Here is an 18,083-nt window from a genome sequence, read left to right as displayed (position 1 = left end):
TGACGCGATGGTCGCCCGTGGGTAAGGAGGATCAAACGCGCGTTCGCGGCCGCCACGCTAGGTGAATTTTGCAGGCTCGAAATAATGCATTCGAACTGCGTTCAAATCGCAACACCGTTATTCGACAAGGATTTTTGACGCCCGAGATCAAAACTGGACCGCTCGCCTCGGTCTGACGTCGCGTCCTCTTGGCCTCGGCACGCGCCCGGAGTGCGGCCTCAGGGTTTTGCCCCATAGGCGCAACCTCGCGGCGCCGCTTAACTGGACAGATGACGTGGGCGGCTTTCTCGCATCGAGTACGGCTAGCGGCGGCGGCGCTGGCCACAGCGCTGGCCTCAAGCGGCTACGCACAGGCCCAGGAGTTGCGGGTCGGCGCCGGGTATTCACCCCATGGCCCCGAAGAAGGCGCCTCGGTGATCGTCGAGTACCTCTTCCCGCCGGCCCCGGCCCTGAAGGTGATCGGAACGCCAAGGCCGTTCCTCAGCACCCAGCTCAGCCTCGGCGACTACACCAACTACGTCCAAGGCGGACTGATCTGGCGCTTCGAACGCCAGCGGACCTATCTGGACCTGGGCGCCGGCGTGGCCGTGCACGACGGCTCGCTCTATCTGCCGCGCCCGCAGGTGGGCGTGCCGGACGAGGAGAACCAACGACGCCGGGCCGTGCGCGACGAGTACATCGAGTTCGACAAGCGTTGGGTGTTCCACGCCACCTTCGCGGTGGGCTACCGGCTCAACGAGCGCTGGGCCGTCGAGTTCGAGGGCCAGCACTGGAGCAACGGCCAGTTCGGCAGCGACACCCACGACGGGGCCGACAGCCTGGGCCTGCGGGCGGCCTACAGCTTCTGACCGCGGACAGCCGCGCACACGCAGACGCTAGGCTGCGGCGACGTGAAACCAGCTTGTGAAAAGGGATGGTGGACGTGACAGGGATTGAACCTGTGACCCCCTCGATGTCAACGAGGTGCTCTCCCGCTGAGCTACACGTCCGAACCAGTCGGCTCCCTTTCGGGAACGGGAGGCGGCGGTATAGCGGCGAGGACCGGCTTGCGCAAGCACCCTCAGCCGCATTTTCACAGCCTTATGCGGCGGCCATCATCCGCTCGACCTCGGAGACGATCTCACGCAGGTGAATGGGCTTGGACAGCACCTTGGCGCCGGGGGGCGCGCTCTCGCCGGCGGCCAGGGCCACGGCGGCGAATCCGGTGATGAACATGATGCGCAGGCCCGGGTGCCGGGCGGCGGCCAGACGCGCCACCTCGATCCCATCCATGCCCGGCATGACGATGTCGGTGAGCAGCAGGTCCCAGTCCTGGTCGAGCACCGCGGCGGCTTCCTCGCCGTCGGCGCAGGAGGTCACCTCATAGCCAGCCCGCTCCAGAGCGCGGGACAGGAAGCCGCGCAGCGAGTCGTCGTCTTCGGCGAGGAGAATTCGGGGCATGGGTAGCTCGCAGGTGCATAGTCGTAAGGCTCCACGTTAGCCGCACAGACGTAAATCGCCGATGAACCGCGACGCAGACGCCCCTGAATGACTCAGGGCGACCCGCCTCGTGCTCCTGGCGGCGCGATGTGTTTGACCCACGCGAAGACGCACCGTCATATGGCGGCGATGAACGCCTGGGAGCCCCTCGCCGCCGATCGTCCCGCGCCGGCGCCATCGCCCTTCGAGGTACGGCGCGCAGCGTCTGACGGCGGCCCTGCGCCGACCCCCTTGGTGTTCGCCTCCCCCCACTCCGGACGGCTCTATCCCGACGACATGATGGCCGCCGCCGCGCTCGACGCGCTGGCCATCCGCCGCTCGGAGGACGCCTTCGTCGACGAGTTGATCGGCTCGGGCCCGGCCCAGGGGGCGGCGCTGATCTGCGCCAACCTGGCCCGCGCGTACATCGACGTGAACCGCGAGGCGTTCGAGCTCGACCAGGCGATGTTCGCCGACGAACTGCCCGACTTCGCCCGCGCCCGCACCGCCCGCGTCGCCGCGGGCCTGGGCGCGATCGCCCGGGTGGTCTCCGAAGGCCAGGAGATCTATGCCCGCAAGCTGACCTTCGCCGAGGCCCGACGGCGTATCGAGGGGGTGCACGCGCCCTATCACGCTGCGCTCGCGCGGCTGCTGGGCGAGGCGCATGCCGCCCATGGCTACGCGATCCTGATCGACTGGCATTCGATGCCGGCGGCGGCCGCCAAGGCCGGCGGCCGCGACGGTCCCTGCGACATGGTGCTGGGCGACCGCTTCGGAGCGTCCTGTTCCAGCCTGGTGACCCAGAAGGTCGAGCAGGAGCTCGAGGCCCGCGGCTACAAGGTCGCCCGCAACGCCCCCTACGCCGGAGGCTACACCACCGAGCACTACGGCCGCCCGAGCCGGCGGACCCACGCCCTGCAGATCGAGATCAATCGCGGGATCTATCTGAACGAGGGGACGCTGGAACCCACCAAGGGCTTCAGCCGCCTGAAGGCCGATCTCGACGAGGTGATCGCCGCGCTGGGCGCCGCGGACTGGGTCGGCGTGAAATAGCCTAGGCCGGCCGGCGCGCGCGCATGGCCTGATTGATCGTCCCGTCGTCCAGCCAATCGAGTTCGCCGCCGACCGGCACCCCGCGCGCCAGCATGGTGACGCTAACTCCCGCCCCCTCCAGCCGCTCGGCCAGGTAATGCGCGGTGGTTTGGCCGTCGACCGTCGCCGGCAGCGCCAGGATCACCTCGCGCACGCCGGTTTCTGCGGCGCGGGCCACCAGCGGCCCAATGCGCAGCGCCTCCGGGCCGACGCCGTCCAGGGCCGAGAGCAGCCCGCCCAGCACGTGATAGCGTCCGCGGAAGGCCGCCGCGCGCTCCATGGCCCAGAGCGCGCCGACTTCCTCGACCACGCAGATCAGTGAGGCGTCGCGGTGAGCGTCGGCGCAGATCGCGCAGGGGTCCTGGGTGTCCAGCGAGCCGCAGACGCCGCAGGTCTTCACCCGCTCAGCGGCGGTCGACAGCGCCTCGGACAGCGGAACAAGCAACTGATCGCGGCGCTTGAGCAGGGCTAAGGCGGCGCGGCGCGCCGACCGGGGCCCAAGACCCGGCAGCTTGGAGAGCAGCGAGATCAGACGCTCGATTTCAGGTCCGGCGGAGGCGGCCAAGTCAGCTCCTGGCTAGGCGAGAGGTGTAGTGTGCGCCACCCTGACGGTGATTCAACGGCGGCTCGTTCATGCAGATTGTCGAGACTACCCATCTAGATGTCGAGGGCAGCGCTCGCCATGGTCGTTTCTGATCTTCCGCAGGTCGAGGGCGCGCAAATCGCCCTGATCTCAGGCAGCGCCGTCGCCGAGCTGCAGGAGTTGCTGGAACGCTGCGCCGACTTCGAGGTGATGGTCACCGGCTCGCCGCCTGACGCGTACGCGGCCGCCGACCTGTTGGTGGAGGTCCCGCCCGACCACGCTTTGCGCGACAAGCTGGTCATCGGGATCTGGACCGACCAGGGACTGACGGCGGCCATCGATCTGCTGCGGGACTTCCCTGACCCGCACGCCTGGTACCTGGGCCTGCTGCTGGTCGCGCCCGAGGCCCGCGGCCAGGGGCTGGGCCAAGCCATCGTTGCGGCGCTAAGGCCCTGGATTATCGCCCAGGGCGGCTGGACGATCCGGCTGATCGTCCAGGAGCAGAACCCCGACGCCCTTCGCTTCTGGACGCGGCAAGGCTTCGTGGAGGTGGGGACCGCCGCTCAGGTCCTCGAAGACCGAACCAACACGGTGAGGCGCCTGGAGCTTCGGCTCTGACCTAGAACTTCGGCATCCCCGGCAGGCCCATGGCCGCCAGCGGGCCGGCGGCCTCGCGCATCAGTTCGGATTGCTGCGCGTCGAGCTTGCGCTTGGCGTCGGCGTGAGCGGCGACGATCAGGTCGGAGATCACCTCGCCCTCGCCGGGGGCCAGCAGGCTTTCGTCCAGCTCGACGCCGGCCATCTCGCCCGTGCCCTTCAGGGTCACCTTGACCATCCCGCCGCCAGAGGTGCCGTCGACCACGATCTCGGCGATCCGCGCCTGAGCATCGGCCAGCTTCTGCTGCATGGCCTGGGCCTGCTTCATGATGGAGCCGAGGTCTTTCATCGCAATCTCACTCTTCGTCTTCTTCGTCTTCAAGCGCCTCAGCCGCAGGCGCTTCGGGCAACGGGATGTTGCGGATGCTGACGATTTCCGCCCCCGGGAAGGCCTGCATGACGGCGGTCACGAAGGGATCGGACTCCACCTCGGCCCGCGTTTCCTGCTTCTCGCGCTGATCCTGCTCCCAGCGGCTCTCGGTCCCGCCGCCGCCGCGCGCGGCGATCAGCCAGGGCTGGCCGGTCCATTCCTTCAGGCGCGCCACCAGGCGCTGGGCCAGGTTGTTCGGGCCGCCCGGCACGGGCTCGTACTCGATGGCCCCCTGGCGGAAGCTGATCGGGCGCACATAGCGCTCGACGTCCAGCTGCAGGACGATGTCGCGCCTGGCCTTGATCAGCGCCAGCACGTCCGCGAACGAGTTCAGGGTCGGGACCGCGTCGGCCTGCTCCTGCGGCGCCGTCATGACCCGGGCCTGGGCCGTCACCCCGCCGCCGCCGCCCATTGCGGCCACGCCGCCGCCGCCACCGCCGCCGCCGCCCGGCGCGGGGCCGCTCGGCAGCTGGTCGCCGGCCGCCAGGCGCTTGAGCGCCTCTTCCGGGCCCGGCAGGTCGGCCGCATAGGCCAGGCGAATCAGCGCCATGTCGCAGGCCGCGGCGGCGTCGGGCGCGCGGCGAACTTCCTCATGGGCCTTCAGCAGCATCTGCCAGATGCGCGAGAGATTGCCGGCCGAGACCGCGGCGCCGACCGCGGCCAGTCGAGCCGCTTGTTCCTTGGGCAAGGTCAGGGCCTGCGGACCGATCGCCTTGGCGACCGAGGCGCCGTGGGTGTGGTCCATCAGGTCCAGCATCACCTGGCCCGGCTCCGCGCCGAAGTTGTAGAGCCCCCGGAAGGTCTCCACCGCCGGTCCGGCCTGGCCGCGCATCACCTGTTCGAACAGGCTGATGGTCTGGGCGCGGTCGGCCAGACCCAGCATGTCGCGGATCGAGGCCGCGGTGACCGTCTGGCCGGCCTCGGCCTGGACGATGGCCTGGTCGAGCATCGACTGGGCGTCGCGCATCGAACCTTCGGCCGCGCGCGCGATCAGCAACATGCCCTCGGCCTCGACCCGCGCGCCTTCCTTTTCGGCGATCATCTCGAGGTTCTTGACGATCACGTCGGGTTCGACGCGGCGCAGATCGAAGCGCTGGCAGCGCGACAGAATGGTCACCGGGACCTTGCGGATCTCGGTGGTCGCGAAGATGAACTTGGCGTGGGGCGGCGGCTCTTCGAGGGTTTTCAGGAGCGCGTTGAACGCCCCCGTCGAGAGCATGTGCACCTCGTCGATGATGTAGACCTTGTAGCGGGCCTCGACCGGCGCGTAGCGCACCCCATCGAGCAGCTCGCGCATGTCGTTGACGCCGGTGCGGCTGGCGGCGTCCAGCTCCAGCACGTCCATATGCCGGCCTTCGATGATGGCGCGGCAGTGGCGGCCCTCCTCGCGCAGGTCGAGGCTCGGCTCGTGGACGGCGTCGGTGTCGTAGTTGAGCGCCCGGGCCAGCAGGCGCGCGGTCGTGGTCTTGCCGACCCCGCGCACGCCGGTGAGCATGAAGGCGTGGGCGATCCGGCCGCTGGCGAAGGCGTTGCGCAGCGTGCGCACCATCGCTTCCTGGCCGTAGAGGTCGTCGAAGGTCCGCGGACGGTACTTGCGGGCGATGACGGTGTAGGCGGCCGATTCCTCGGCGCGGGGCGCAGGCGGCGGCGCGGGAGGCGCGCCGAACATGTCGCTCGTATTGGGATCGCGCTCTAGCGTCTCGGGTTCGTCGTCTTCTGCCATTGGCGCCCGAGGATGGAGGCTTGAGCCTTGTGGGGCTGGGTGGAGACCGAACGACGACCCGGAGCGAAACTCGTTGTGGCTGCTTCCTTCCGGACCTGACCAGGTTGGCGAGGCGTCCGCCCGTCGCCGATCTCCGCCCCCTATATCGCGACCTTGGCGCTCGCGCGCAAGCGCCAGCACAGCTACAACTCCGCCCATGCCGCTTTCAGCCCATCAAAACACCTTCGCCGGCAACCCGCTGAACCGCGCCAGCGAAAGGCGCGGCGACGTTTCCTGGCTGACCGAAAAACTTCTGGCCCAGGACTCGCTGGCCATCGCGCTCTGGAACGGCCAGCCGTTCGTTGAGTCGACGGCCGACGGCGGCGTGCAGATCGCCTACCTGCCCTCGCGCATGGCCGAAGACTTGGCGGGCGGCGCCGAACGCCTGCTGTTCATGGGCCTGTGGCAGGAAACCGCAGTCTTCGCCGTCGACCTGGAAGGCGGCCACGATCCCGCCGACGGCCCGCTGGCCGGGCTCGGGCGATTCGAGGACCTGCGGGCCATGGCCCTGCGCCTGCCGGCTACCGACGCGGCGATCATGGCCACCGCCAAGTCGATGTTCGAGTGGCGGCGACGCCACCGTCACTGCTCGTCCTGCGGCGAGCACACCGACGTGGTCGACGGCGGCTGGAAGCGCGCCTGCCCGGCCTGCAAGGCCGAACACTTCCCCCGCACCGACCCTGTGGTGATCATGCTGGCGGTGCACGGCGACCGCTGCATGCTCGGCCGCCAGGAGATCTGGCCCAAGGGGATGTTCTCAGCCCTGGCCGGCTTCCTAGAGCCCGGCGAGAGCATCGAAGAGGCCTGCGCCCGCGAACTTGAGGAAGAGGCGGGACTGAAGACGCTGTCGGTCGAGTACCATTCGACTCAGCCATGGCCCTATCCGTCGTCGCTGATGATCGGCCTGATCGCTCAGGTGGCCAGCGACGAGGCGACGCCTGACCAGACCGAGTTGTCGGAAGTGCGCTGGTTCACCAAGGCCGAGGCTCGGGACGTGCTGGCCGGCAAGGTCGAGGGCACATTTGCGCCCGGGGCGATGGCCATCGCCCACCAGCTGCTGAAGACCTGGGCCGAGAGCGAATAGATCGGGGTTTCGTCGGGGGAAGATCGGGTCGCGGTCCTGTCGAGCACAGACCGGCGAGCGTCTGCTGGGAGCGTCCGGTGCAGCCGCGCCGGGCGAGCAGGCCCGAAAGGACTCCTCCCATGCTTGCCAAGACCCTGCTTATCGCCCTCTCCGCCTTGGGACTGACCAGCGCAGCTCACGCCGCCGAGCCGGTCGAAAACGCCGATCAGACGATCTCGGTCGCGGTCCCCTACGGCGACCTGAACATCAACCGCGAAGCCGGCGCCACCGTCGCGCTGCGGCGGATCAACAGCGCCGCCGGCGAGGTCTGCGGCCGCGAATCCCAGGTGACCAGCCTTGACCGCGTCGCCCTGCACCGGGCCTGCGTCAGGTCGACCGTCGACCGCACCGTGATGCAGCTGGGCAATCCGGTGATCGCCGCCTTGAACAGCGGTCAGGAGCAACGGCAGACCATGCTGGCCTCGCGCCGTTGACCTCCAGGACAGCCGGCTCGCCCCTGGATGTGTGGCGAGCCGGTTCCCCGGCTGATATCCTGCCCGAACGCGAAATCAGGGCATGTCCCATGAGCGCATCGGACTTCGGAGACGCCGAGGCGTCCGGCCACCGCAACGGCGAGCCGCACGCCAACGGCCGGACCGCCGGCCAGATTCGACTGGCCCAGGAACAGCCGCTCACCCTCGGCCCCCTGCAGATCGACCCTGCCCTGCGCCGCGTCGCCCACGACGACGGCCGCGAGGAGTTCCTGCAGCCGCGGGTCATGCAGGTACTGGTGGCGCTGGTGCGGGCCGAAGGTCAGATCCTCTCCCGCGACGACCTTCTGCAGTGCTGCTGGTCAGGCGTGGTGGTCGGCGAGGACGCGATCGACCGGGTGATCGGCCGCCTGCGGCGCCTGGCCGACTGGGCCGGCGGGAGCGCCTTCGACGTGCAGACCATCACCAAGGTCGGCTATCGGCTGACCTCGTCCGCGCCCCGCGCCGATTCCTCGGCCGGCGCGCCCCGGGCGACGCGCAGTTCGATCTGCGTCCTGCCGTTCGCCAACATGAGCGACGACCGGCAGCAGGACTACTTCAGCGACGGGATCAGCGAGGACATCATCACCGACCTCAGCAAGGTCTCCTCGCTGTTCGTCGTCGCCCGCACCAGCAGCTTCGCGTTGAAGGGCCAGAACCTGGACGTGCCGCAGATCGCCCGTCAGCTGCACGTCGGCCATGTGCTCGAGGGCAGCGTGCGCAAGGCGGAGGGCCGGGTGCGCATCACCGCCCAGCTGATCGACGCCGAGACCGGCGGCCACGTCTGGGCCGAGCGCTACGACCGCGACCTGAAGGACATCTTCGCCCTGCAGGACGAGATCTCGCAGGCCATCGTCGCGGCCCTGAAGCTCAAGCTGCTGCCCGAGGAAAAGCGCGCCATCGAGCATCGCGGAACCACCAACCTGGAGGCCTACAACCTCTACCTGCTGGCGCGGCGCTACTACGTGGCCGGCTGCGGCGGCGATACCCGCGCCCTGGAGGCCATCGAGCGGATCAGCCAGAGCGCGATCGAGATCGACCCGAGCTATGCCCGCGCCTGGACCCTGCTCGGCGTCGCCCAAACCCTGCTGCACTTCAACTATGGGCGAGCCGGCGAAAGCGGGCTGACCGCCATCCAGCGGGCCCTGGCGCTCGACGAGAACCTGGCCGAGGCGCATGCGGTGATGGCGCGGCATCTGTCCGAGCAAGGTCAGCGCGACGAGGCGTTCGCCCGCGCGGACCTCGCCCTGGCGCTCGACCCTGAATCCTGGGCCGCCAATTCCGAGGCCGCGCGGCTCTACTACAAGGCCCACCGGTTCGAGGAGGCGATCGGCTACTGGGAAAAGGCCACCGTCCTGCCCGAGACCTCGCGGAGCGACCCGGGATTGCTGATGTCCTGCTACTCGGCGGTCGGCGACGACGAGGGCGCGCAGCGCGCCGCCAGGATGGCCCTGGCCCGCGCCGAGGAGGCCCTGGCCCAGGATCACGTGGACGGCGCGGCGATCGGCTGCGGCGCCAGCGCCCTGGCGGTGCTGGGCAAGCCCGACCAGGCCCGCGACCTGGTCCGCCGCGCTCTGCTGATCGATCCCGACAATCTGCGCATGCGCTACAACTTCGCGTGCGGCGCGGTGATGTACCTCAAGGACGTCGACATGGCGCTCGACCTGCTGGACTCGGTCTTCGCGAAGATGTCGGTCAGCTGGCTGCGGCACGCCGAGCTGGACCCGGACCTGGATTCGATCCGCAACCTGCCGCGCTACCGGGCGCTGGTCGCCGCGGCCGAGCAGCGCTTCGCGGCCGCCGGGGTCCTCTAGGCACCGACCTTCAGGCTGACCTCGACGTCGTCGCCGCGCCGCGTGCGGCGCTCAAGCCGCGCCTGGCCGATCGCATTGGACAGGTCGGCCGCGAAGGCCCGCACCTCGGGCCGCAGATCCCCCAGCACAACGATCCGGTAGGGCGGCGACAGCTCGCTCATGGTCCCGAAGACCATCGAGTCCACGAAGGCCTCGACGCTGGAGCCGTGGCCGGGCAGCGCCTGGATGGTCTCCTGCAGCAGCTTGGCGAATTCTTTGCGGTTCCAGCAGCGGCTGGCGTCGATCTCGATCGTGTTCATCAGCCTGCCCGCGCGCGGAAGGGGTCGGCCGGATAGACGCCGAGGATTTCGAATCGCTCTGAGAAGAACTTCAGTTCGTCGAAGGCCAGGGCCAGGCCGCGGTCCTCGGGGCGGCCGTCGACCTCGGCATAGAAGAAGGTCGCGGTGAACGCGCCGTTCTCCATGTAGCTCTCGAGCTTGGTCATGTTGACGCCGTTGGTCGCAAAGCCGCCCAGCGCCTTGTAGAGCGCGGCCGGCAGGTTGCGGACCCGGAAAATGAAGCTGGTCACGCACGGGGTGGTGAACGGCGGCGGCGGCGGGTCCTTGTCGGCCGTCATCACCAGGAAGCGCGTGGTGTTATTGTGCTCGTCCTCGATGTCGCGGGCGACGATGTCCAGGCCGTAGAGCTCGGCGGCCAGGGCCGGCGAGACGGCGCCGCGGGTCGGATCCGGATGCTCCGACAACAACTTGGCGGCGAGGGCGGTGTCGCCCACCGGCTCGGTCTTCAGGCCCATGCGGCGCAGGGACTTGCGGCACTGGCCGAGCGCGATGGGCATCGAGGCGACGGTCTTCACGTCCTCGAGCTTCACGCCGCGGTTGACCATCAGCTGGAAGTGAATCGGCTTGAACCGCTCGCCGATGATCTTCAGCCCCGACGAGGGCAGCAGGTGGTGCACGTCGGCGACGCGGCCGGCGATGGAGTTCTCCACCGGGATCATGCCCAGTTGGCAGTCGCCCAGCTTCACCGCGTCGAACGCCTCTTCGAACGAGGCGTGGGGGACCGGCTCCATGTCCGGAAACGCTGCGACGCAGGCCTCGTGGCTGTTGGCGCCGAGCTCGCCCTGAAAGGCGATGCGTCCCTTGGTCATGCGTGGTCCCTTGCGTACTGGCGGGCTTTTTCGAGGTCGGCGGGGTTGTCGACCGAGATCGGCGCCTCGTCGATCACCGCCGCCCAGATGGACATGCCGAGCTCCAGGGCGCGCAGCTGTTCCAGGCGCTCGCGGATCTCCAGCGGCGACGGCGGGGCGGCGCAGAACCGCGCCAGCGCCTCGCGGCGATAGCCATAGACCCCATGGTGCAGCCACACCGGCGCGTCGCCATAGAGCACCGAGCGGGTGAAATAGAGCGCCCGGGCGCTGCGGCCGTCGGCGGCCATCGCGGCGACCACCTTGGGAATGTCGGGATTGCTGCGCTCGGCGACGTCGGCCTCGGCGACCATCACCGTGGAGATGTCGCAGCTCGGCTGGTCGGCGAGCAGCCGCGCGGCCGCCTGGACGACCGCGGGCGCCACGAACGGAATGTCGCCCTGCAGATTGATGACCACGTCGTGCGCGCCGGCCGGGTCCAGCGCGTTCAGCGCCGCCAGGATGCGGTCCGAGCCCGACGGCAGGTCAGGATCGGTCAGCACCGCCTCCCCGCCCGCGCCCTTTACGGCCTCGACGATCTCAGCGTCGCCGGCGGCCACGGCCACGGGTCCGACGCCGGCGGCCTGCGCCTGGCGCAGTACGCGGACGATCATTGGCAGACCCTCGATATCGGCGAGGGGTTTTCCCGGCAGCCTGGTGGCCGCCATACGGGCTGGAATGAGGATGATCGGTTTCATGACACCCGGAAGCCACCAACTGGCTGGTTGCGCGGGCGGCGGTAGCGTGTAAGAGAGCCGGGCGCAATAAGGGGCGGGGATTCCCGTGCTGACGTCAGCCTGCATTTTGGCTGGCCGTTGAGAGGGCCGATTTAGAGACTATGAGCGACTTGACGTTCAATAAAGTCGCGGGCGCCGTGCTTGCGACCGGCTTGGCCATCGTCGGCCTGCGTGAAATTTCGTCGGGCGTGTTCGCCCAGCATCCGGTCGAAAAGCCGGGCTACGCGATCGAAGTCGCCGAGGATGCGGGCGCCGGCGGCGCTGCGGCCGAAGCGCCGATCGACTGGGGCACCGTGCTGCCGACCGCCGACATCAAGGCGGGCGAAGCGGTCTTCGCCAAGTGCAAGTCCTGCCACACCATCGAGGCAGGCGGCGCCAACGGCACCGGTCCGAACCTGCACGGCATCCTTGGCAAGAAGTCCGGCCAGCACGCCGGCTTCGCCTACTCGCCGGCGATGGTCGAACACGGCGCCAAGCTCGGCGTCTGGTCGTTCGAAGAGGCCTCGGAGTTCCTCAAGGCTCCGCAGAAGCACGTCCCCGGGACCAAGATGACCTTCGTCGGCCTGAAGAAGGCCGAGGACCGCATCAACCTGCTGGCCTATCTGAACTCGCAGGGCTCGAACCTGCCGTTCCCGGCGCCGAACCCGGCCGCTGCTGCGGCTCCGGCTGCGGACGCCGCTGCGGCCCCGGCCGCCGACGCGGCTGCTGCTCCGGCCGAAGGCGCTGCTGCGGCTCCGGCCGCGGCGGCCCCGGCTGCTCCGGCCGCCGCGCACTAAGCCTTTCTAATACCGGCGGAAAGCGGTGGGTTCGCCCACCCCCGCCGCGACGTAACGAGCCCTTGTCACCGACAAGGGCTCGATTGCTGTGGCCATATGGTGCGCGTTGGCGTGCACTATCTGCTCGCCGTCCAGCATCATGGCCACGTGGCCCTTCCAGAACACCAGATCGCCGCGCGCCAGCTCGCTTTCGGCCACCGCAACCCCGCCCAGCGCCTGCTGGTCGGTGTCGCGCGGCAGGGCGATCCCGCAGGCCCCAAACGCTTGCAGCGTAAGGCCCGAGCAGTCGAGGCCGAGGCTCTCGCGCCCGCCCCAGAGGTACGGCGTCCCGAGATAGCGCAGCGCCACCGCGGCCGGATCGGTCTCGAAGACGCCGACCTGCGCCAGATGATCCTCCACGAACCAGCCGATCCCGGCGGCTTTCGCGAAGCGGCCTTCACGAGATTCGATATCCAGCAAGCTGCCGAGTGAGTACGGGCCGAGCGCCCGCGACTTGATGCTGGGCGCCTCGAAGGCGTAGCTGCGCAGCGCCGATAGCTTCATATTCGGCGCTCTATCGGCAGGTTTCAGCGCCGATAATTCCACAAACCCGACATAACCGTCGCGGCGGGCCTGGCCCCAGGCATAGCCGTCCTGCGCGTCGAGGACGTCAAAGCCTTCTCCGTAAAGCAGTTGATCGACCTGCTCGGCGCCGGCTTCGGCCGCGCGCAGGATCCCAGCGGCAGGTTTATCGCAGACATATCGGCGCCTATCGGCATAGCGATCGGCAGAAACGATAGCCTCCAGCTCGCGGGCGGCCAGGTCGCCGCGGGCCAGCGTCACGCGCGGATCGAAGCTCACGCGAAGCGGCCCGCGATCATCGCGTAGAGCGCGCGAATCGACTGCGCCTCGCCGCCCGAGGGCCAGCCGGGCCGGCCGCGCGGGTTCCAGGCGAAGATGTCGAGATGCACCCACGGCCCGCTCGGCGCGAACTTCTGCAGGAACAGGGCGGCGGTGATCGAGCCGGCCTGGGCCCAGGCGTCGGAGTCGTTCTTGATGTCGGCGACATCGCTATCGATCGAGTCGACATAGCCCTGCCACAGCGGCATCCGCCACAGCGGGTCGGCGACGGCCGCGGCGGCGGCCTCGATCTGGGCCGCCAGCTCCTCGTCGTCAGTGTAGTAGGGCGGCAACTGCGGGCCGAGCGCCATGCGCGCCGCCCCGGTCAGGGTGGCCAGGTCGATGGTCAGGGCCGGCTCCAGTTCGCCGGCGCGGGTCAGGGCGTCGGCCAGGATCAGCCGCCCCTCGGCGTCGGTGTTGCCGACCTCGATGGTCAGCCCCTTGCGGCTGTCCAGCACGTCGCCCGGCCGCATGGCGTCGCCCGAGATGGCGTTCTCGACCACCGGCAGCAGGATCGCCAGCCGCACCGGCAGCTTCGCCGCCATGATCATCCGGCCCAGCGCCAGGGCGTGGGCGGCGCCGCCCATGTCCTTCTTCATGTTGCGCATGCCGGCCGGCGGCTTGATGTCCAGGCCGCCGGTGTCGAACACCACGCCCTTGCCGACCAGGGCGACCAGCGGCTGGCCGGCCTCGCCCCAGGTGATCTCGATCATCCGCGGCGCGCGCTCAGGGACAGCGGCGCGGCCGACCGCATGGATGGCCGGATAGTTCGCCTCCAAGAGGCCCTCGCCGGTGACGACGGTGATGCCGGCGCCGTGCTGCTCGGCGATCTCGCGGGCGATGGTCTCGATCTGCAGCGGCCCCATGTCGCCGGCCGGGGTGTTGACCATGTCGCGGGCCAGGGCGCAGGCGTGGGCGATGCTCCGCACCTGCGCGACGTCGACGCCGTCGGCCGCCACCAGGCGCGGATGCTTCTCGCGCTTCTTCTTGTAGCGATCGAAGCGATAGCTCCCGAGCGCGAAGGCCAGGGCGATCTGGTCGGCGGCGATCTCGGCCGGGGCCGAGGCGATGCGGTAGTCGCCGGCCGGCAGCTTGGCGGCCAGGGCGCGGAAGCTCTGGGCGTCGCCGGCCGATCCCAGCCCGAGCAGCACCCGGTCGATCCCGCCGGCGGTGTCGGGCACGACCAGCACCTGGCCGGCCTTGGCCTTGAACTCCGAGAGCTCGGCGAAGGCCTTCACGAACGCCTGGCGCCCGTCGAGGAAGCTCGCCAGCTCGCTGTCGCGCAGGGCGTGGACGGGGACGACGGCGCCCTCGGCGTGATCGACGACGACTTCGGTCATGGCGCTCTCCTGCCCCGCCGGCGGCGGACAATTATGCTTAACGCTTCCTTTAAGCGGGCAGGGGGATGCTTGGGCGCAGTCTCCCGGAGCCCGTCATTCCATGTGTCGCATGTCGGCCCTCGCCGCAACCGCCCTCGCTCTCGCCTTAGGCGCCACCCCGGCCCTGGCCGCACCGTTCGGCAAGAGCGCCGACAAGCCGGCGGACAAGGCGACGGACAAGGCCCCGGCCGCCGCCGCCCCGGCCCCGCGCAAGGCGAGCGCGCAAGAGCGCGCCCAGGTGGCGCGGCTGGACCCGTTGGCCCGGGCCGCGTTCTGGGCGCATGAGGCCGAGCTCGATGCGAACGACGCCGACGCCGGGGTCAAGCTCTCCCAGGCCCTGCGTCAGCTGGGCAATTACGGCGACGCCCTGCAGGCGGCCGAGCGCACGCTGATCATCGCGCCGAACAATGTCGAGGCGCTGCTGGAAGTCGCCCGCAGCCAGGTCGGCCGCGGCCAGGGCTTCTACGCCATCGACCCGGCCCGCCGGGCCGAGAAGCTGGCCCCCCGCGACTGGCGCATCCCCTCGCTGCTGGCCGTCGCCTATGAGCAGGCCAGCCGCTTCGACGAGGCGCTGGCCGCCCACCGCCAGGCGCTGGCCTTGTCGCCGGACAATCCCGTCGCGCTGGGCAATCTCGGCATGTACTACGCCGCCCGCGGCGACACGGTGAAGGCCGAGGCGACCCTGCGCCAGGCCGCCGCCCGTCCCGACGCCCCGATCGCCGTGCGCCAGAACCTGGCCCTGCTGGTCGGCCTGTCGGGCCGTATCGACGAGGCCGAGCGCCTGGTCCGCCAGGACCTGCCGCCGGAAATGGTCGAAAACAACCTCGCCTGGCTGCGCAGCGCCCGCGCCCCGGTCGTCGCCAGCGGCGGCGCGCCGAGCACCCGCTCGTGGGAGAGCCTGCGCACGCCGTAAGGCGCCGCGCCGGCCCCGACGGTCAGTGCGATGTCGCGCGTTCTTCCTGGATGATCGCGACCAGCGTCTGGCGCCCGTCCGGCGGCCAGAACGCGATCTCCAACAGCAGCTGTTCGATCTCGTACGGCGCGGCGGTCCGCAGCCATTTGCGCAGTTGGGCGGTCGACTTGAGGGGAAGGCGCGAAACCAGCGGCGTCATGGCCGGCCTGCTTGATTGATGTCGCATGGGCGCGGAGCCGGCGTCGGCGGCGAAGGCTCGGCCGCCTTGCCCTCCAGCTCGGTCGGCGGCGCCGCGTTCTCCCGCCTCAGCCAGCGATGATTTGCGCGACTGTCAGAGAGCGCGCCGCCTGGATAGAGCTTCATAGCGCAGCGCTCGGCCGTTCGCCGGCTGACCGGCGGCCTCGAGACGCCACCAGTCGACCGCCTTGCCAGACCGAGACCTTCGTTGCGCTGTCGTGTTCGCCAAGGATGGCGGACGCCCGCCGCTTTGCCCGGGCGTCGCTCGAACAGTAGATGGCCTCGAAGGTGACGGAAACGCCGTCGGCTTTGGCGGGGTAGATCATGTAGAGCTTCACATTGAGCTCCTGAGAAAATTGGCAGCTTGGGAAAAGCTTCCAACAATTAGTAGAAATTGCCCCAATATTCACTGATCGCCACGGTACGCCGAATTTTCCCGACTTGATATGACATTCGTGATTTATTCGCTCACGGATATCCAAACCTAATTGTTGCAACGATTCTCATCTTGAGCGGTTTATCCTCAATGGACATTCGACCGACGCCTCTTGAGCGTGCATTTGAACTCGCCCGCACGGGAGAATTTGCAGGACTGGGGGCGGTCCTCGACCGACTGCGCGCCGAGGGTTTCAGCCTGACCCAGGTCGAGGGACCGATGCTCAAGCGCCAACTGCGCGAGCTCTGCACGACCTCGCGCGCACGCCTGGCCCACGACGAGTAGTCCCGGCCGCCAGCGCGGCGTCGGTTCGAAGACGCGGCGGCGGCGGCGTCAGGCCTTGGGCGGGAAGCGGGCTTCGCTGCCGGCGATGAGGTCGTCGAAATCCCGGATCGCGTCGCGCAGCTGATAGATCGCCTCGACGCCGACGTCCTTGTTGTCGGACATGATCTGGTAGGTGCCGTCTTCGATGCGCGAGAGCTGCTCGATCAGCAGCCCTCGGAGATACGACCAGCGCTGCCTGATCTCGGCGGGCGTTTCCATGTCCAAACGGTACGCCCGTTACCCAGGGGGCGCCATCGCAAAGCCGCCGGTGTCACGGCCACGCGACCAAACCGTCGCGGGGCTGACGCAAGGGCCCTGCAGGCTGGCGGCATGCGAATCGCGGCGCCGCTCGGCCTGGCTCTCGCGCTGGCGGCCAGCCAGGCGCCGGGCCTTGCCTGCGCCGCGCCGCCGATCGAAGCGGCGTTCGGCAACACCGTCGTATCGACCTTTCCCGACGGCAAGACCCAGCACATCTGGTTCGACGCGGGCGGCGCCTATACCGCAGTCGGCCGGCGGGGGCAGCGCTCCAGCGGGCGCTGGAGCCTGCGGGCCGACGAGATCTGCCTGCGCCAGCTGCGGCCCTTCCCGGCCCCGATCCTCTACTGCACGCCGGTCCCCGACGACGCGGCGACCGCCGCCTGGACGTCCAAGGCCCTGGACGGCCAGCCGGTGCGGTTGAAACTGGTGCGCGGACGGTTTGGGCCGTGAACTCACCCGCTCATCCCCGCGAAGGCGGGGACCCAAACCGCGTTTCAGTCACACGGGCCGAGCCAGGATCAGCCGTCGCTTGGGTCCCTGCCTTCGCGGGGATGAGCGGTGACTAAGGCTTCAGCACCGCCCGGCCGTTGATCTTGCCCTCGCGCAGGCGCTGGTAGACGTCGACCGCCTGGTCGAGAGCGAAGGTCTCGATGTCGGCCTTGATGGCCCCGGACTGCGCCAGGGCGATGACCTCCATCAGCTCGGTGCGCGAGCCCCAGTAAGGGATGGAGACCTGCGTGCCGTAGGGCGGATTGTTCGCCGAGTAGCTGAGCACGCCGCCGGCCAGGCCGACGATGGTCAGGCGGCTGGCGCGGCCGACCGTGCGCGCGCAGAGGTCGATCGTCGGCTGGGCGCCGACGAAATCCAGCGCCACGGTGATCCCGCGCGGGCCGGCGAGGTCGGAGATCTCCTCGATCGCCAGATCGGCGCCGCGGGTGTTGACCGTGTGCTTGACCCCGAGCTTGCGGGCGTGGGCCAGCTTAGCCTCGTCGATGTCGCCGGCGATCACCTTGACGCTGGTCAGGGCCTGGAGGATCTGCACGGCCATGTGGCCAAGGCCGCCGACGCCGAGCACCAGCACCGTAGCGTCGGGGGTCAGCAGCGGCGCCGCCGCCTTGATGGCGTGATAGGGGGTCAGGGCCGCGTCGCTGAGCGGGGCGGCGGCCAGCGGGTCGAGCCCGCCCAGCGGCACCAGCAGCCGGGTCGAGGGGACGATCATGAACTCGGCCATGCCGCCGTCGGAGCCCAGGCCGCCGCCATAGCTGGGCAGGCTGGCGTGACGCTCGCAGTAATTCTCGGCCGAGGATTGGCAGGTCTTGCACTGGCCGCAGCCCCAGGGGCCGTAGACGGCGACGGGATCGCCCTCCTTCCAGCCGCTGACGCCCTCGCCCAGCTGCTCGATCCAGCCGGCGTTCTCGTGGCCGAGGGTGAAGGGGCCGAGCCCGCCGAGCCCGTGCTCGAGCACGTGCAGGTCGGAGTGGCAGACCCCGGCCCCGCCCATGCGCACCAGCACCTGGCCGGGACCGGGAACGGGTTTGGGGATGTCGACGATCTCAGGCGGACGACCGGACTCGATGAAGCGGACAGCCTTCATGCCAGGACTCCTGGTTGTGAGGCGGGAAGTTTGGGCGC

23 protein-coding genes, 1 tRNA gene and 1 other RNA gene are annotated in these 18,083 nt (G+C 69.4%); 10 read left to right on the top strand and 15 right to left on the bottom strand.

The annotated features are described in order from the left end of the window. The first annotated feature begins 269 nt into the window (after positions 1 to 269). Entirely contained in the window at positions 270 to 848 is a 579-nt protein-coding gene (locus C0481_RS17340) for an acyloxyacyl hydrolase (RefSeq protein ID WP_293406101.1), read from the top strand. Positions 849 to 914: 66 nt separating this feature from the next. Here C0481_RS17340 and C0481_RS17335 read toward each other — a convergent pair. Both C0481_RS17335 and cpdR read right to left on the bottom strand, forming a co-directional pair. After that, a tRNA-Val gene (locus C0481_RS17335) sits at positions 915 to 989 on the bottom strand. 91 nt (positions 990 to 1,080) lie between these two features. Next, complete coding sequence (gene cpdR / locus C0481_RS17330; RefSeq protein ID WP_056023153.1) at positions 1,081 to 1,440, bottom strand: cell cycle two-component system response regulator CpdR; 360 nt, start codon at positions 1,438 to 1,440, stop codon at positions 1,081 to 1,083. A 168-nt stretch (positions 1,441 to 1,608) separates the two neighbouring features. Between cpdR and C0481_RS17325 the strand changes: the two genes are divergently transcribed. Beyond that, positions 1,609 to 2,511, top strand: a complete 903-nt coding sequence (locus C0481_RS17325) for an N-formylglutamate amidohydrolase (protein WP_293406179.1) — start codon at positions 1,609 to 1,611, stop codon at positions 2,509 to 2,511. 1 nt (position 2,512) lies between these two features. Here the strand turns inward: C0481_RS17325 and recR are convergent, their stop codons facing one another. Further along, a complete protein-coding gene (recR, locus tag C0481_RS17320; RefSeq protein ID WP_293406098.1) occupies positions 2,513 to 3,115 on the bottom strand; it encodes a recombination mediator RecR in 603 nt (200 codons plus the stop codon). A 96-nt stretch (positions 3,116 to 3,211) separates the two neighbouring features. Here recR and C0481_RS17315 point away from each other — a divergent pair, with 96 nt between their 5' ends. Next, positions 3,212 to 3,751: a GNAT family N-acetyltransferase gene (locus tag C0481_RS17315; protein ID WP_293406096.1), complete on the top strand. Its 540-nt coding sequence runs from the start codon at positions 3,212 to 3,214 to the stop codon at positions 3,749 to 3,751. 1 nt (position 3,752) lies between these two features. Here the strand turns inward: C0481_RS17315 and C0481_RS17310 are convergent, their stop codons facing one another. The 3 genes from C0481_RS17310 to ffs form a co-directional block, all read right to left on the bottom strand. Beyond that, positions 3,753 to 4,079, bottom strand: a complete 327-nt coding sequence (locus tag C0481_RS17310; RefSeq protein ID WP_056023162.1) for a YbaB/EbfC family nucleoid-associated protein — start codon at positions 4,077 to 4,079, stop codon at positions 3,753 to 3,755. A 7-nt stretch (positions 4,080 to 4,086) separates the two neighbouring features. After that, positions 4,087 to 5,883, bottom strand: coding sequence for a DNA polymerase III subunit gamma/tau (locus C0481_RS17305; RefSeq protein WP_293406089.1), 1,797 nt, complete (start codon positions 5,881 to 5,883; stop codon positions 4,087 to 4,089). Between the two features lie 37 nt (positions 5,884 to 5,920). After that, positions 5,921 to 6,019, bottom strand: an RNA gene (gene ffs / locus C0481_RS17300) — signal recognition particle sRNA small type. Between the two features lie 60 nt (positions 6,020 to 6,079). Between ffs and nudC the strand changes: the two genes are divergently transcribed. From nudC to C0481_RS17285, 3 genes are all read left to right on the top strand, one after another. Further along, positions 6,080 to 7,006 carry an NAD(+) diphosphatase gene (gene nudC, locus C0481_RS17295; protein WP_293406087.1) on the top strand — a complete coding sequence of 309 codons (927 nt, stop codon included), beginning with the start codon at positions 6,080 to 6,082 and terminating at the stop codon, positions 7,004 to 7,006. A gap of 119 nt (positions 7,007 to 7,125) precedes the next feature. Then, complete coding sequence (locus C0481_RS17290; RefSeq protein ID WP_293406085.1) at positions 7,126 to 7,479, top strand: UrcA family protein; 354 nt, start codon at positions 7,126 to 7,128, stop codon at positions 7,477 to 7,479. Between the two features lie 89 nt (positions 7,480 to 7,568). After that, the gene (locus C0481_RS17285; RefSeq protein ID WP_293406083.1) at positions 7,569 to 9,329 is read left to right on the top strand and encodes a winged helix-turn-helix domain-containing protein; all 1,761 of its coding nucleotides are present in this window, start codon (positions 7,569 to 7,571) and stop codon (positions 9,327 to 9,329) included. Here C0481_RS17285 and C0481_RS17280 read toward each other — a convergent pair. Genes C0481_RS17280 through C0481_RS17270 form a run of 3 tightly spaced genes read right to left on the bottom strand, consistent with a single transcriptional unit; the run spans position 9,326 to position 11,210 of the window. After that, on the bottom strand, positions 9,326 to 9,628 hold the full coding sequence (locus C0481_RS17280) for a hypothetical protein (protein WP_293406081.1): 303 nt from the start codon (positions 9,626 to 9,628) through the stop codon (positions 9,326 to 9,328). The two genes, C0481_RS17285 and C0481_RS17280, sit on opposite strands and share 4 nt — an antisense overlap. After that, positions 9,628 to 10,476, bottom strand: coding sequence for a prephenate dehydratase (locus tag C0481_RS17275; RefSeq protein ID WP_293406079.1), 849 nt, complete (start codon positions 10,474 to 10,476; stop codon positions 9,628 to 9,630). The genes C0481_RS17280 and C0481_RS17275 overlap by 1 nt, the downstream gene beginning before the upstream one ends. Then, positions 10,473 to 11,210, bottom strand: coding sequence for a 3-deoxy-manno-octulosonate cytidylyltransferase (locus C0481_RS17270; protein ID WP_293406077.1), 738 nt, complete (start codon positions 11,208 to 11,210; stop codon positions 10,473 to 10,475). Before C0481_RS17270 ends, C0481_RS17275 begins: the two co-directional genes overlap by 4 nt. Positions 11,211 to 11,350: 140 nt before the next feature. On the opposite strand from C0481_RS17270, the gene C0481_RS17265 reads away from it, so the two are divergent. Continuing rightward, positions 11,351 to 12,025 carry a cytochrome c family protein gene (locus C0481_RS17265; protein WP_293406075.1) on the top strand — a complete coding sequence of 225 codons (675 nt, stop codon included), beginning with the start codon at positions 11,351 to 11,353 and terminating at the stop codon, positions 12,023 to 12,025. A gap of 6 nt (positions 12,026 to 12,031) precedes the next feature. On the opposite strand, the gene C0481_RS17260 is transcribed toward C0481_RS17265, so the two are convergent. Beyond that, positions 12,032 to 12,865 carry a C40 family peptidase gene (locus C0481_RS17260; RefSeq protein ID WP_293406073.1) on the bottom strand — a complete coding sequence of 278 codons (834 nt, stop codon included), beginning with the start codon at positions 12,863 to 12,865 and terminating at the stop codon, positions 12,032 to 12,034. Next, positions 12,862 to 14,244, bottom strand: a complete 1,383-nt coding sequence (locus C0481_RS17255) for a leucyl aminopeptidase family protein (RefSeq protein ID WP_293406071.1) — start codon at positions 14,242 to 14,244, stop codon at positions 12,862 to 12,864. The genes C0481_RS17260 and C0481_RS17255 overlap by 4 nt, the downstream gene beginning before the upstream one ends. 100 nt (positions 14,245 to 14,344) lie before the next feature. Here C0481_RS17255 and C0481_RS17250 point away from each other — a divergent pair, with 100 nt between their 5' ends. After that, positions 14,345 to 15,196, top strand: a complete 852-nt coding sequence (locus C0481_RS17250) for a tetratricopeptide repeat protein (protein WP_293406069.1) — start codon at positions 14,345 to 14,347, stop codon at positions 15,194 to 15,196. 22 nt (positions 15,197 to 15,218) lie between these two features. Here the strand turns inward: C0481_RS17250 and C0481_RS17245 are convergent, their stop codons facing one another. Both C0481_RS17245 and C0481_RS17240 read right to left on the bottom strand, forming a co-directional pair. Next, a complete protein-coding gene (locus C0481_RS17245) occupies positions 15,219 to 15,395 on the bottom strand; it encodes a hypothetical protein (protein WP_293406067.1) in 177 nt (58 codons plus the stop codon). A 160-nt stretch (positions 15,396 to 15,555) separates the two neighbouring features. Beyond that, complete coding sequence (locus tag C0481_RS17240; protein ID WP_293406065.1) at positions 15,556 to 15,771, bottom strand: hypothetical protein; 216 nt, start codon at positions 15,769 to 15,771, stop codon at positions 15,556 to 15,558. A 188-nt stretch (positions 15,772 to 15,959) separates the two neighbouring features. Here C0481_RS17240 and C0481_RS17235 point away from each other — a divergent pair, with 188 nt between their 5' ends. After that, positions 15,960 to 16,154 carry a hypothetical protein gene (locus tag C0481_RS17235; protein WP_293406062.1) on the top strand — a complete coding sequence of 65 codons (195 nt, stop codon included), beginning with the start codon at positions 15,960 to 15,962 and terminating at the stop codon, positions 16,152 to 16,154. Positions 16,155 to 16,202: 48 nt separating this feature from the next. Here C0481_RS17235 and C0481_RS17230 read toward each other — a convergent pair whose 3' ends face one another. Continuing rightward, entirely contained in the window at positions 16,203 to 16,412 is a 210-nt protein-coding gene (locus tag C0481_RS17230; protein WP_293406060.1) for a hypothetical protein, read from the bottom strand. A gap of 111 nt (positions 16,413 to 16,523) precedes the next feature. Here C0481_RS17230 and C0481_RS17225 point away from each other — a divergent pair, with 111 nt between their 5' ends. Beyond that, the gene (locus tag C0481_RS17225) at positions 16,524 to 16,901 is read left to right on the top strand and encodes a hypothetical protein (protein ID WP_293406058.1); all 378 of its coding nucleotides are present in this window, start codon (positions 16,524 to 16,526) and stop codon (positions 16,899 to 16,901) included. A 112-nt stretch (positions 16,902 to 17,013) separates the two neighbouring features. On the opposite strand, the gene C0481_RS17220 is transcribed toward C0481_RS17225, so the two are convergent. Then, positions 17,014 to 18,045 (bottom strand): NAD(P)-dependent alcohol dehydrogenase, encoded by a 1,032-nt coding sequence (locus C0481_RS17220; RefSeq protein WP_293406056.1) that lies wholly within the window; start codon positions 18,043 to 18,045, stop codon positions 17,014 to 17,016. Between the last annotated feature and the right edge of the window lie 38 nt (positions 18,046 to 18,083).

This window comes from Phenylobacterium sp. (assembly GCF_013822795.1).
GTDB lineage: Bacteria > Pseudomonadota > Alphaproteobacteria > Caulobacterales > Caulobacteraceae > Phenylobacterium.
Note: the sequence above shows the minus strand (reverse complement) of the source record. Positions and strands in the feature narration are given on the sequence as shown.

Excerpts from the sequence above, each read along its gene's own strand:
- C0481_RS17325 (WP_293406179.1), top strand. The coding sequence starts at position 1,609 with ATGAACGCCTGGGAGCCCCTCGCCGCCGATCGTCCCGCGCCGGCGCCA.
- C0481_RS17305 (WP_293406089.1), bottom strand. The coding sequence starts at position 5,883 with ATGGCAGAAGACGACGAACCCGAGACGCTAGAGCGCGATCCCAATACG.
- C0481_RS17270 (WP_293406077.1), bottom strand. The coding sequence starts at position 11,210 with ATGAAACCGATCATCCTCATTCCAGCCCGTATGGCGGCCACCAGGCTG.
- C0481_RS17265 (WP_293406075.1), top strand. The coding sequence starts at position 11,351 with ATGAGCGACTTGACGTTCAATAAAGTCGCGGGCGCCGTGCTTGCGACC.
- C0481_RS17275 (WP_293406079.1), bottom strand. The coding sequence starts at position 10,476 with ATGACCAAGGGACGCATCGCCTTTCAGGGCGAGCTCGGCGCCAACAGC.
- nudC (WP_293406087.1), top strand. The coding sequence starts at position 6,080 with ATGCCGCTTTCAGCCCATCAAAACACCTTCGCCGGCAACCCGCTGAAC.
- C0481_RS17315 (WP_293406096.1), top strand. The coding sequence starts at position 3,212 with ATGTCGAGGGCAGCGCTCGCCATGGTCGTTTCTGATCTTCCGCAGGTC.
- C0481_RS17230 (WP_293406060.1), bottom strand. The coding sequence starts at position 16,412 with ATGGAAACGCCCGCCGAGATCAGGCAGCGCTGGTCGTATCTCCGAGGG.
- C0481_RS17250 (WP_293406069.1), top strand. The coding sequence starts at position 14,345 with ATGTGTCGCATGTCGGCCCTCGCCGCAACCGCCCTCGCTCTCGCCTTA.
- cpdR (WP_056023153.1), bottom strand. The coding sequence starts at position 1,440 with ATGCCCCGAATTCTCCTCGCCGAAGACGACGACTCGCTGCGCGGCTTC.
- C0481_RS17225 (WP_293406058.1), top strand. The coding sequence starts at position 16,524 with ATGCGAATCGCGGCGCCGCTCGGCCTGGCTCTCGCGCTGGCGGCCAGC.
- C0481_RS17220 (WP_293406056.1), bottom strand. The coding sequence starts at position 18,045 with ATGAAGGCTGTCCGCTTCATCGAGTCCGGTCGTCCGCCTGAGATCGTC.
- C0481_RS17285 (WP_293406083.1), top strand. The coding sequence starts at position 7,569 with ATGAGCGCATCGGACTTCGGAGACGCCGAGGCGTCCGGCCACCGCAAC.
- C0481_RS17340 (WP_293406101.1), top strand. The coding sequence starts at position 270 with ATGACGTGGGCGGCTTTCTCGCATCGAGTACGGCTAGCGGCGGCGGCG.
- C0481_RS17290 (WP_293406085.1), top strand. The coding sequence starts at position 7,126 with ATGCTTGCCAAGACCCTGCTTATCGCCCTCTCCGCCTTGGGACTGACC.
- C0481_RS17235 (WP_293406062.1), top strand. The coding sequence starts at position 15,960 with ATGGACATTCGACCGACGCCTCTTGAGCGTGCATTTGAACTCGCCCGC.
- C0481_RS17255 (WP_293406071.1), bottom strand. The coding sequence starts at position 14,244 with ATGACCGAAGTCGTCGTCGATCACGCCGAGGGCGCCGTCGTCCCCGTC.
- C0481_RS17245 (WP_293406067.1), bottom strand. The coding sequence starts at position 15,395 with ATGACGCCGCTGGTTTCGCGCCTTCCCCTCAAGTCGACCGCCCAACTG.
- C0481_RS17280 (WP_293406081.1), bottom strand. The coding sequence starts at position 9,628 with ATGAACACGATCGAGATCGACGCCAGCCGCTGCTGGAACCGCAAAGAA.
- C0481_RS17310 (WP_056023162.1), bottom strand. The coding sequence starts at position 4,079 with ATGAAAGACCTCGGCTCCATCATGAAGCAGGCCCAGGCCATGCAGCAG.